General features: G+C 43.9%; 15 protein-coding genes and 2 pseudogenes. 6 read left to right on the top strand and 11 right to left on the bottom strand.

The window, feature by feature from the left end:
- Positions 1–597 precede the first annotated feature (597 nt).
- Both FD20_RS13050 and FD20_RS11325 read right to left on the bottom strand, forming a co-directional pair.
- A pseudogene (locus FD20_RS13050) lies at positions 598–794 on the bottom strand (recombinase family protein); the annotation flags it as partial.
- Positions 795–816: 22 nt separating this feature from the next.
- On the bottom strand, positions 817–1,476 hold the full coding sequence (locus FD20_RS11325; protein ID WP_057738643.1) for a Crp/Fnr family transcriptional regulator: 660 nt from the start codon (positions 1,474–1,476) through the stop codon (positions 817–819).
- A gap of 200 nt (positions 1,477–1,676) precedes the next feature.
- Between FD20_RS11325 and FD20_RS11320 the strand changes: the two genes are divergently transcribed.
- From FD20_RS11320 to FD20_RS11310, 3 genes are all read left to right on the top strand, one after another.
- Entirely contained in the window at positions 1,677–1,898 is a 222-nt protein-coding gene (locus FD20_RS11320) for a heavy-metal-associated domain-containing protein (protein ID WP_024272221.1), read from the top strand.
- Between the two features lie 12 nt (positions 1,899–1,910).
- Entirely contained in the window at positions 1,911–2,465 is a 555-nt protein-coding gene (locus FD20_RS11315) for a Dps family protein (protein ID WP_057738641.1), read from the top strand.
- 128 nt (positions 2,466–2,593) lie between these two features.
- On the top strand, positions 2,594–2,797 hold the full coding sequence (locus FD20_RS11310; protein ID WP_003643025.1) for a hypothetical protein: 204 nt from the start codon (positions 2,594–2,596) through the stop codon (positions 2,795–2,797).
- 99 nt (positions 2,798–2,896) lie between these two features.
- Here the strand turns inward: FD20_RS11310 and FD20_RS11305 are convergent, their stop codons facing one another.
- Positions 2,897–3,166, bottom strand: coding sequence for a metal-sensitive transcriptional regulator (locus tag FD20_RS11305; RefSeq protein ID WP_057738639.1), 270 nt, complete (start codon positions 3,164–3,166; stop codon positions 2,897–2,899).
- Between the two features lie 23 nt (positions 3,167–3,189).
- On the bottom strand, positions 3,190–3,510 hold the full coding sequence (locus FD20_RS11300) for a thioredoxin family protein (RefSeq protein ID WP_057738637.1): 321 nt from the start codon (positions 3,508–3,510) through the stop codon (positions 3,190–3,192).
- A 384-nt stretch (positions 3,511–3,894) separates the two neighbouring features.
- Here FD20_RS11300 and FD20_RS11295 point away from each other — a divergent pair.
- Positions 3,895–4,647: pseudogene (locus FD20_RS11295) on the top strand (MIP/aquaporin family protein).
- Between the two features lie 153 nt (positions 4,648–4,800).
- Here the strand turns inward: FD20_RS11295 and FD20_RS11290 are convergent.
- The gene (locus FD20_RS11290; protein WP_057738635.1) at positions 4,801–6,705 is read right to left on the bottom strand and encodes a heavy metal translocating P-type ATPase; all 1,905 of its coding nucleotides are present in this window, start codon (positions 6,703–6,705) and stop codon (positions 4,801–4,803) included.
- Positions 6,706–7,172: 467 nt separating this feature from the next.
- Complete coding sequence (locus FD20_RS13675; protein ID WP_134813758.1) at positions 7,173–7,346, bottom strand: hypothetical protein; 174 nt, start codon at positions 7,344–7,346, stop codon at positions 7,173–7,175.
- 236 nt (positions 7,347–7,582) lie between these two features.
- On the opposite strand from FD20_RS13675, the gene FD20_RS11285 reads away from it, so the two are divergent.
- Both FD20_RS11285 and FD20_RS11280 read left to right on the top strand, forming a co-directional pair.
- Positions 7,583–8,554, top strand: coding sequence for an SGNH/GDSL hydrolase family protein (locus FD20_RS11285; RefSeq protein WP_057738633.1), 972 nt, complete (start codon positions 7,583–7,585; stop codon positions 8,552–8,554).
- 82 nt (positions 8,555–8,636) lie between these two features.
- Positions 8,637–8,855, top strand: coding sequence for a glycosyltransferase family 2 protein (locus FD20_RS11280; RefSeq protein ID WP_057738631.1), 219 nt, complete (start codon positions 8,637–8,639; stop codon positions 8,853–8,855).
- Here FD20_RS11280 and FD20_RS11275 read toward each other — a convergent pair.
- From FD20_RS11275 to FD20_RS11260, 5 genes are all read right to left on the bottom strand, one after another.
- Positions 8,815–9,327: a hypothetical protein gene (locus tag FD20_RS11275; RefSeq protein WP_235807777.1), complete on the bottom strand. Its 513-nt coding sequence runs from the start codon at positions 9,325–9,327 to the stop codon at positions 8,815–8,817. The two genes, FD20_RS11280 and FD20_RS11275, sit on opposite strands and share 41 nt — an antisense overlap.
- A 75-nt stretch (positions 9,328–9,402) precedes the next feature.
- Positions 9,403–10,158: an ABC transporter permease gene (locus tag FD20_RS11270; RefSeq protein ID WP_003572050.1), complete on the bottom strand. Its 756-nt coding sequence runs from the start codon at positions 10,156–10,158 to the stop codon at positions 9,403–9,405.
- Complete coding sequence (locus FD20_RS11265; protein ID WP_010383508.1) at positions 10,155–10,805, bottom strand: ABC transporter ATP-binding protein; 651 nt, start codon at positions 10,803–10,805, stop codon at positions 10,155–10,157. Before FD20_RS11265 ends, FD20_RS11270 begins: the two co-directional genes overlap by 4 nt.
- Before the next feature lie 204 nt (positions 10,806–11,009).
- Positions 11,010–11,108 (bottom strand): IS3 family transposase, encoded by a 99-nt coding sequence (locus FD20_RS14120; protein WP_053109541.1) that lies wholly within the window; start codon positions 11,106–11,108, stop codon positions 11,010–11,012.
- Positions 11,109–11,120: 12 nt separating this feature from the next.
- Positions 11,121–11,446: DDE-type integrase/transposase/recombinase (locus tag FD20_RS11260; protein ID WP_157060922.1), on the bottom strand; the 326-nt coding region annotated here is incomplete at its 5' end.

Here is an 11,446-nt window from a genome sequence, read left to right as displayed (position 1 = left end):
TAGAAAAAGTGCTCCATAACTGTTAGATTTCTTGTCTAACAATTATGGAGCACTTTAATGTGATTGCTTCGTCGCGTTTTTTTATTTTTGACTGATTTGTGTTGAAAAGCTTCCGCTTTTCTTCTAGCCTCAAGGGATAATTTGGTTAGGTTCATGCTCATAAGCATCATTCCAATGTCAGTAGGTGCAACGTTCTTGCCTCTGACATGGGTTCTTCACATACCAAATGCACCTTTCAATCGATCAAAAATAGTTTCTACGTCAATTTTGCATTGAGCGTAGAGGGCTTTTCCATAATCACTTTCAAGGCTATTATTTAAAATCGCTAAGGTGTGAAGGAAAATGCTGTTCATATCTAAAAACGGTTTTCTGACTCACAATTTTTTCTCTTTGTCTTCCAATTAGTAGGTGTACTTAAAATACTATAAATAAGTTTTTTTTATTGACTTTTTCTTACCAAATTAAGGTAGCAGGTAATCAAATAGAGAAACACGATCCCTTTAATATTTATAACTAATAATAACCTTTTCCTACGCAATTAGTTTCATAACTTAAGACTTCATTTATGTTTACGAACCTTCTTTATTTTTGTCCCCTTTTTACATTTTTTTGCTTTAGATAATTTACAGTCTGAATAACCTCATCATAATTTCTTCCCAAACGATCAATTGCTTCTACCATGAACGTATCTTCTTCTCGAACAAAATTTAATGCTTCTTGAAAAACTAGACGTTGCTCAATTGTGGCGCCCGATTTTTTTCAACAAAAATCTTTTCGGCACCAAATTTGTCCAAAAATTCGGATTAAATTTGCAATCTACCATAATAGCTGGTCGGCATCGTTAATTTCGATGACCTTGCCAGGCTTTTGCGTAATTAGGCCTTGACGCTCGAATAAGGCGAGCTTACGGCTGATGCTTTCAGGGGTGGTGCCGAGGAACGTCGCCAGGTCCTTTTTCTTTAATGGTAGTTTAAACGTGTCGGTTTTGAGCGCTGCCGCTGTTTCAGTGATATAGTTCGCTAAACGGGCTTCGACGGATTCAGTGGCCGTGCTGGTTGTTTGACGTTCCAGTTGACTGAGACGTTTGCCAAAGACGTTTAAGACGTTGATGCTGATACTGGGATATTTTTGCATCAAGTCTTGAAAGTCTGAACGGCGAATACTGCAAACATCCGTCGGTACTAAGGCTTCACCGAATGAGGTTCGCCGTTGATTTTCAAATAAGGCAGCTTCGCCATCGATATCACCAGTTTGTAATAGGTATAGTAACTGCTCGCGACCATTGGCAGCTAGCTGATAGACTTTAACCTGCCCATTGGCAACAATCATCAGTGAATCCAGTGGATCGTCAGCACCAAATAAAGTGCTGCCGGCTGGATAGTGGTGGTGACGAACGATCGATTCGATGGTGTCTAATTGTTCACTACCGAGTTCGCTAAAAATTGGGACTAACTGCACACATTCATGTTCTGCCATAAGGCCCACCTCCTGAATAAATTCACCCTAACTATAACAGATTTTGCTTGGTAGATAGGGTTTGACGTTTTAAATTTCCTACTGTTTTAATAACTATATTGTAGCGTAAAACTTTTTTGAATTTCTTGACGGCCGTCAAGTTCTGATCAATCAAATCCGGTTATGATAGAACCATCAAATGAACGACACGGAGGTAATTGATTATGAAAATTATTATGCAATTAGGAACGTTGACTTGCCCATCATGCATGACCAAGATCGAAAAGGCCGTTGCTAACCATGACGGCGTTGAGAATGTTAAGGTGCTATTCAATGCCAGCAAGGTAAAGGCTAACTTTGATCCTGAAGTGACGAATGCCGATGATTTGGCACAAGTTGTTACCGGACTTGGTTACGAAGTTGAAAACGTCAAGGTTAAGTAGGAGGAATAAACGATGAGTGAACTAACGATCGACGAACAATACGCAGCGGAATTAAAACAGAGTGACATTGATCACCATGTCCCAACAGCGGGCGCAATGACGAATCACATTTTATCTAACTTAATGGTTGCTTACGTTAAGTTGACCCAAGTGAAGTGGTACGTTAAAGGACCACAATCATTGGCATTGCGGACAGCATATCAACGTTTGTTAGATCAGAATGTCCGTCAGTTTGCTGAATTAGGCGAATTACTCCTAGATGAAAACCAGAAGCCATCTTCCACAACGGCTGAATTAACCAAGTATTCCATGTTGGAAGAAAATGGGGCTTTCAAGTATCAATCTGCTGATGAACTCGTGGCCGCAACAATCAAGGATTTTGATACGGAAAACCTATTCGTTGACCGGGCTATCAAGCTTGCTGAAAAAGAAACCCGGCCGGCACTGGCGGCTTGGTTAGTTGCTTATCGTGGCAGTAACAATCGCAATATTCGGGAATTACAAGCTTATCTTGGTAACGATGCTCGAACTGGTTTGGAGGAAGAAGATGAGGATGACGACGATTAGGTCGTTGTCGCTGAAGAATTAAACGCTCTGGATAGCGATTGTGTGGGCAAACTATCCAGGGCGTTTTTGCTATTACAACGGGCCTGCGCTATACTAACGACAATTAAATTATATGGGAGGGCCCCGAGATGGCGATTAGCGACATTGTGATGTGGACATTTGTCTTTATTATTGCGACTGGGTTCGTAACGGTGGTTTCAACGGCGGTACTGTTGAAGCGAGCAAAACGAGCGCCCAAGGATGCCGAGCAGTCCCACAGTGATGACGACGATGACTGGAAAAAAGATGATTGGAACCATGATGACTGGAAAAAGGGCGATTGGAAAGATTGACTCGATAAGTTGCCTGACGGATACGGTGCTTAACTGAGTCAACTGGCACTAAAAAGACGGTATAACCAACTGAGATTGGCGACACCGTCTTTTTTGGCGTTATTTGGTTTTTAGCAGTAGATGCAAGGAGTGCTCAAGATTCTGAACATCAGCCGTGGTCATCGCATCTACACAATTATTAATATTACGGGCGATGACGAGTTTCATGGCCTTGTCGATACTTGATTTCACTGCTGAAAGTTGAACTAAGACATCTTCGCAAGGACGATTTTCGTCCATCATACGTAAAACGCCGTCCAGTTGACCAGCCGAGCGTTTCAGCCGGGTCTGGATCTGCTTGTTAGTGACATATTCTTCAGTAGTTGCCATGATTCATGATGCCCCCTTCGTAATTAGGCAAGTGCTTTTTTGAGTTCGGCTTCAAAATCAGGCTTAGGACGTGCTCCGACCATGTGACTGACGACTTGGCCATCTTTCTTAATCAGGAAGGTTGGAATTCCTTGAACTTGGAATTGACTGGCCGTAGCTTGGTCATGGTCAATGTTCAATGAAACGAAGTTGACCTGGTCCTTGTAAGCGGGGTCTTCAGAAAGGGGCTTAAGAATTGGGTCCATCATGCGACATGGTGGGCACCAGTCCGCGCGAAAATCAATAACGGCGATACCAGTATCTGTTTCTTTGGCAAAATCTTGATCATGTATTTCTTTAATCATTTTAGCTGACTCCTTTAGTAAGTATTTGTCACTAAATAATATACCCCCATAGGTATATACGAGCAAGTGTTCTGCTTCTGGCCGTGGAGGGATTTAAAAAGGACTGATGTATTGGGTGATTAGATAATAACGATTCGTTGTGGAAGCTAGCGGCTCCTGAGAATCCACTAGTTGTGATCGCGAGCATTAACGTTGAAGATCTCATGTTGACGCGAGCGTGTTATACTAGCGCTTCATAATTATACAACCCAGGGTATTTGGTAGAATTATGTTGAATTATTAGAAACCGCTTATTTAAGCAAAATAAAACGTTTACATAAATAGTTTTATCTGGTATCTTCAAATTATCATAGATGCTCGGTACCATACGAGGAGGATTTACAGATGACAGGTTCATAGGAAGCACGCTACGCCGCTGAATTTTTTGGCACGCTGATCCTAGTACTACTAGGTAATGGTGCTGTCGCTAACGCATTCCTGAAGAACACGACTGGTAACGATGATCCAGGACTCGCCAATGGAGGATGGCTCCTGGTTGCATCGGGATATGGACTGGGGGTCATGCTCCCAGCCATGATGTTTGGCTCGATTTCTGGTAACCATTTAAACCCCGCGATTACGATTGGGCAAGCCGTGATTGGAATCTTTCCCTGGGCGCACGTTGCGCCTTACTTAATCTGGCAATTTCTAGGAGCAATCGCAGGCCAATGCTTGATTTTGGCACTGTACTGGCCCCATTATCGGCAAACGACTGATAATGAGGCGGTCTTAGGGACGTTTGCAACTAGTGATCATGCGAACAGTCAGTTAAACGGTTTTGTTACGGAAATGGTAGGAACCGCAGTCCTGATTTTTGGTGCCATGGGATTATATCGCGGAATGTTTTTTCATCAAAATATCGATATCGCCAATATTGGCGTTGGACTTTTGATTGCTGCCATGGTTATTTCGTTAGGCGGTCCAACCGGTCCGGCCCTAAATCCGGCCCGTGACTTGGGACCACGGCTAGTACACGCGTTATTACCAGTACCGAACAAGGGTAGTTCTCACTGGGAATATAGTTGGGTTCCCGTGGTTGCCCCAATTGTTGGTGCCGTTATTGGAATTTGGATTTATAAGATCTTTTTTGGTTTGTAATCGCAATTAATTAACCGAGCGTATTTATGAAATTATTATTGGTCTATCATTTTTGATTGCAATATGCTAAAACGGTCCGCCGACTAGCTGGAGAAGACTAGTCGGCGGACCGTTATTGGTTGCTAGGCCTGTAACCAAGTTGGGGAGACTTGATTAAGCTGTGGCTGCTTGAATGGTTTTAGTTGGTTGTTGTTTGTCGAACTTGGTTTGGAAATTGATTAACCGCATAGCGTTGAAGATAACGACTAAGATACTAGCTTCATGGACAAACATCCCACTGGCCATGTAGATATAACCGAAGATTAGCCCAATCAGTAGGAAGGCCACGGTGGCAATGGCGATGAAGATGTTTTCACGAGTGTTCGAGACAGTTTTCTTGGCGAGACCGCGGGCGTGTACTAATGCGGGGAAGCTTGATTGCATCAAGACGACATCGGATGTATCGATGGCAACGTCAGTCCCACTACCCATTGCGATTCCGATATCGGCGTTAGCGATTGAAGGACTGTCGTTGATGCCATCCCCAATAAAGGCGACCGTGTTACCGGCTGCTTTTAGTTTCTTAACGTATTCGACTTTTTCTTCTGGCAAGAGGTTGGCGTGAACTTCATCTAGGTTCAATTCGTTGGCAACGGCTTGAGCGGTGAGTTCATTGTCTCCAGTTAACATAACGAGTTTCTTGATTCCTTGGGCTTTTAATGCGGCGAGGGAGTCCTTCACGCCTGGACGAATCGTATCGGCAATCCCGAAGATGAGTTGAACTTGTCCGTCGACTGCCATGATAACGGTTGATTGACCACCAGCTTGTAAATCATTGAGATCTTTGAGTTGAGTAGGATTTAGTTTGATATTATGAGCCGTCAACATTTTTTGATTACCAATGACAACTTCTTGCTTACCGACTTGTGCACAGATTCCTTGACCCTTAACGGTTCCAGTGTCATCTAGGACGGGAGCGACCCCCACTGACTGCTGGTCGGCATAACTGACGATTGCTTGGCCTAACGGATGGTCGGAAACGCCCTCAATAGCGGCAGCGAGAGCTAGTTGATTATCCGCATTGTTTGTGTAAGTGTGCATGGTTGTAACGGCAGTGTTACCTTCCGTTAAAGTACCGGTCTTATCGAAGACCAGGGTATCGACTTTGGCAAAAGTATCGACGACTTCACCACCCTTGATCAGGATACCACGCTTGGCACCATTCCCGATTCCGGCAACGTTTGACACTGGGGCGCCGATAACTAGGGCACCTGGGCAACCGAGAACCAGTACCGTGATTGCTAAGCGGAAGTCACGGGAGAAGGCGAAGACTAAGACTGCTAAAACGAGGACGGCAGGCGTATAATATTGAGCAAAGCGGTCGATGAACTTTTCAGCTTTGGACTTGGTATCTTGAGCTTCTTCGACCAATTCAATAATTTTGGCAAAAGTCGTGTCGTCGCCAACCTGAGTCGCTTTGATCTTCAGATAGCCATTTTCAACCATTGTTCCGGAGTAAACCGAGTCCTTGAGTTGCTTGTTGATTTGGCGTGCTTCACCCGTAATTGAGGCTTCGTTAAGGTAGCCGTTACCTTCAACAACAATCCCGTCAACGGGAACCTGACTCCCAGTTTTAACTAGGACAACGTCACCTTCGTCCACATCATCAACGTCGACTTCTTCGGTGCCATCATCAGTAACTAAAGTTGCGGTAGTTGGTGACATGTCAGTCAAGCCTTTGATTGCGGTCCGCGTCTTCTGCAAGGTCTTGCTTTCGAGATAGGAGCCAAACAAGAAGAGGAAAGTAACGATTGCGGATTCGTTGAATTCACCAATAATGAATGCCCCAATCACTGCGATACTAACTAACAGTTCAATACTGAAAACTTTGTTCCGAAGTGCGCTCCAAGCACGAACCGCAATCGGAATGACGGCAATAATTGAAGCAACTGCTAAAATGACTTGGTAACCGAGCGTAAATTGTAAGAGATATTTACTGAGCATCCCAAGGACAATCAGAATCCCCGTAACTAATGTAATTTGATTCGTATGTTTAGTGAGAAATAATTGGAATTTCATAATTTGCAACTCCTTATTTGATTTGATGACCCTAGTATAGTGAGTTCAGCTTGATGGCAACTTGATAGGCGTCAAGTTTTGCAAAATAACAGTATTAATTTCGGATGGGCTGATTATTGCTGACAGTGATTATGATTAAAACGTGCTATTTTTTAAATCCAAAAGCAGCCAGCTTAGGCCCGCTGGAAAAAGTCCGAGTTAGCGTAAAATTGCTTAGTTGGCGCGTCCTACACCGACTTCCAGGCATTTCTGCCAATTGCTGGAACGCGGTGGACACAGATTTAAGCCGAAGACCACGTCTTAAATACTGTTCTTCCACTAACCAAGCCAAGGACGCTTGCTAAGTGGAATTTCACCGCTGAGCATTGGCCGAAACGCCTTCCAGTCGGGTCAGTGTTCGAATGGCGGACGAAGATGTACCTAACTTTTGATGGTTTTGTCGTTGCTTTTCATAACCGGTAATTTTGTCAATCGACTGTCAGACTGAAATTGATATTGAGATAACTCACTAATTCTGAATCAGCGTAGTAAGATTTAATCTCCCGACAAAGTGCTAATGCACCTAACACTTTGTTTAAAGTTCCAGTATCAAAATAGTCAACGATAAATTGCGCTAAGTTCGGTGGTTGTTTATCAGCCATTCGAGCGGCTTACCGAAACGTGCTCGGTGCCACTGAAGCCTGCGTTAGCTCAAATCGACGTCGGCTTACGTTCCAGCAATTGGCACCCAGCCCAGGAAGTCGGCATAGGACGCACATCGGCTGACGAACAGTAAGCCAACTAAATAACACGTTTTAACCATGTTTCATGACAAGTTAACGGAAGAATAAATAGGATGATCGAGTTTGAGTAAACAAGAGGTATAGGAGGGAAAAACGTGGATTATCAAATAACGCAGGCCAATCAACCCTTGATGCCGGCATACTTTCAGGGGCGTTGGGCGGTCAAGCAAATTGCGGATCGAGACGTGATGTATAGCACTAATTTGGGTGCTGAAATCGATTTTCAAGTCACTGATGCTAGTTTTGTGCGGTTGACATTCTTGCCGTTGGCGTATGAGCTACCGAGTTGGGTGGCGATTCAGATTGATGGCTTACCTTTTCAACGGCAGGCGGTGACGAATGACCCCCTATGGTTGACACTGGATGGTCGGCCTCACGTGGTACGGGTAGTTTTGAGTGGTAATACTGATGAGGACCGTGTGTGGGATGGCAATCAAGGTTTTGCAGTGAAAGTCCTGACGACAGATGGTGAGTTACAGCCAGTTCGGTTAGGCCGACACAGTGTGACGTGGATTGGGGATTCACTGACGGCCGGCTGCTGGGTCATGGGTAAGTACCCTGCCGAAGATTATCGCGCGGAAGCCAACTATGCGGCGGTTGCGAGTGACTTGTTGAATGCACGGAATGTCCGCATTGCTTATAGTGCCGTTGGTCTCAGTAAACCAGGAACTGGTGGCGTACCGGTACTGCCGGAGGTTTTAACAGCCGTGGATAGTAAAACGACGTGGCAACCAGTACCCACGGATTTAGTTGTGATTAATGTTGGTACTAATGATCGGCATACGGATGATACGACGTTCACGGTAGTTTTGCGCCGCTTCCTTAATCAGGTGCAGACGCTTTACCCGAATAGCCGGCTTGCTGTAATGATCCCGTTTAATCAGAATTTTGCAGCGATTATTCGCGCGGTCGTGGCCGAATTTATGCAATTGCAACTCATTGAAACGGCTACTTGGCAACTCAGTACCACGGACGGGGTGCATTTAGATTTAGCTGGCTCCCAGATGGCGGGCGAATTAACAGCACAAGCGTTGCGGACACAGTATCCAGATGTTTTTAAATCGTGATCAACCCATCTTATGGTAGATTGTAAAATTATTATGTTTTAGCTATGTATTGCGGACTATTTAACTATGGTGGAGGACTAATATGGTGATTGATAATTTATCTATAGTTTTATTGAATTATAATAACTTTGAGGAAACAATCGGATGTATTCGTAGGTTAATGGCCATCGGTGTTGATGATAAATCAATTATAGTTGTTGACAATCATTCAACTGATAACTCTGCAATCAGATTGAAGGAATCTAAATACAGCTTTGAATTTATTCAATCGGGGTATAATGGCGGATATGCTTGGGCCTAGTACTTTTGGAATGGAAATACTTTCCAACACCAAAAATTCTAGACCCAAAATAACTCACGGGCTGCGGCACATGACTACTCAACAGATTGCCTAAAAATGGCAAAATCAGAATGGCCAGTCCCAAGTACAAGGTCAGCATATTCGCCAACGTATGACTCTCATGACGCCACATGATCCACGCATTCCATAAGAGCAAGAAAGCTTGTAAGGTAAAAATCAGCCCAATCAACAGGATCAGCAACACAAACAACGTCCCACTGATAATGATCAACCAGTGGATATTGCTACCTAAAATTGTAATCGCCAGCATGGTTAAAAACGAATAGAAAAATAGCGAAAACCAAATACCGTTACCTAGGCGAACCTTATCGCGATGATAACGCCAACCAAAAATGGTTCCAAATATGAGTGGTACTAACCAGCCCCAGTAAAACATTGCTGGAACTGGAACCCAAACCGCTGCGTCATTCACATCAATACCCCCGCATTAAGTTTTATTTCAGCTTCCATCATAAAGGACTCCCCGCGGGACTGCAATCAGGAGTCATTACTTCAACTGTTTTTGTTCATTATAGAAATTACGGTAAGCTAAATAGCACGCAATGATTGACCCCAAACTAGTCGCTGATAAGAGCATGAACGTGACCATAATTTGATACTTAATGGCCCGTACTGGATCGACCCCTGCAAAGATCAAACCGGACATCATCCCTGGCAGACTGACTAGACCCACAGTCTTTGCCGAATCAATGGTTGGTGACATCCCCGTACGAATCGCCTCACGCACGATGGCAATCGAAGCATCAAGTAGACCAGCCCCTAACGCCAACCGTTCAAGCACACCTTGCCGCTGGTCATGAAACTGACTATTGAGGCTGCGATAAGCCAGCCCAATTGCGACCATTGAATTCGACGCAATCATACCAGAAATGGGAATCATTTGCGATGGCACAAACTTAATCGCACCAGATAGCACGAGGACGCCGAGTGTTACCCCCGTACTAACAAAAATGGCTAATAACGAAATGGCTAATGCATGGTCAATCCCCGGCCCCCGTTTTTTCGCATTCCAAGCCGCATTGAAGATAATGAAGCCCATCATCGCCAGCGTTAGCCACAAATTGTTGACTCGGAAAATATACTTTAGCAAGTAACCCACGATAAATAGTTGTACAACAGCCCGCACGACACCAATGACGATGTCCCTATCCAAGCCAAGTTTCTGCCACAAACTAATTCCTAACGCGACGAGCACTAACATTGCCGCCAAAAATAGCGACGTATTATTAACTGCTAAATTCATGCGTGTACCTCCAATCTGCCAGCAACCACTTTCGCTAATTGATCTGCCGCAGCAATCTCTGTCGCGTCATGAGTAATCATGATCGTTGTCACGTGATCCTGCTCATTTAACTGTCGTAACCAGGCGTGCACGATTTGCTTATTATTTTCATCCAAACCAGCTGTCACCTCATCTAATAACAACACTTTTGGTAAGAATAAGATGTTGCGAATCAGCGCGACCCGCTGCCGTTCACCACCGGAAAGCTCGATAATCGGCTGATGCAGGGTTCGTTCGGACAGCCCAACATTATTTAACGCCGTTACCACTCGTTGCGTATCCATGACTTGCTTACGAATTTGGTACGGGAAAGCTAAGTTATCTGCCACCGTCTCACCAAATAACGTCGGTTGTTGGAAACAATATGAGACTTGCCGCCGATACATGATTGGGTCATAACTTTCAATCGGCTGCCCATCAAAAATCAAGGTCCCACTTGTTTTAGAAATCATGGCCGCAATGATCCGTAATAACGTACTTTTCCCACCACCGGATGGTCCCGTCAATGTAATATGAGCCCCAGCTGGAATCTGCCAATCAACATCATGTAAAATATGTTGATCAGCGATTTGATAATTAACTTTTTCTAAACTAATCAATGAATTCATATGCCCACCCCCGATTACTAATTTAGAATCATTATAACCTGACTGTTAGGCGACTTTCAAACAATCCTCCTCAGTTATCCTGTGTCTTCCCACATGCTATAATGGAGGCTAACACAGTTCACAGAAAAACGAGGTCAAAATCAAACTTATGCCACAATCTAATTGCTCAGAAGTCAATAAATTGGACTATTTTTATTCAGTTACTTAGGCAACATTTGAGATACGATTTCGATTATAAAAATTGATATACCAACCAATGGCTGCTTGGACTTCAGTTAATGTTTGGTATGCCTTCAGATACACCTCTTCACGCTTCTATATTGAATGAAGCGCTTCCATACGGCCATTATCGTACGGATGGCCTTTGAGTGAATATGAATGTTTCAAGCCATAATTTTGGCATTTAATATTAAACTCAGCACTCGTGTATTGTGACCCCATATCTGAATGAATAATGAGTGGCTTTCGATGCTTATCTAACGCCATCTGTAAGGCACTTGTGGCTAGCTCGGCTGTCATTGTATCGCCAATTTTATAGCCCAATACTTTTCTCTTCTCAGGATCCAAAACGGTCGCTAAATAGACCCATCTGTGATTAGTCAACTGAATATAAGTGATATCTGTTTGCCAAACACCGCTCA

It is taken from the genome of Liquorilactobacillus uvarum DSM 19971 (genome assembly GCF_001434935.1).
Taxonomy (GTDB): domain Bacteria; phylum Bacillota; class Bacilli; order Lactobacillales; family Lactobacillaceae; genus Liquorilactobacillus; species Liquorilactobacillus uvarum.
The sequence above is the reverse complement of the archived record's forward strand: the minus strand, read 5'-3'. Positions and strand labels throughout refer to the sequence as shown.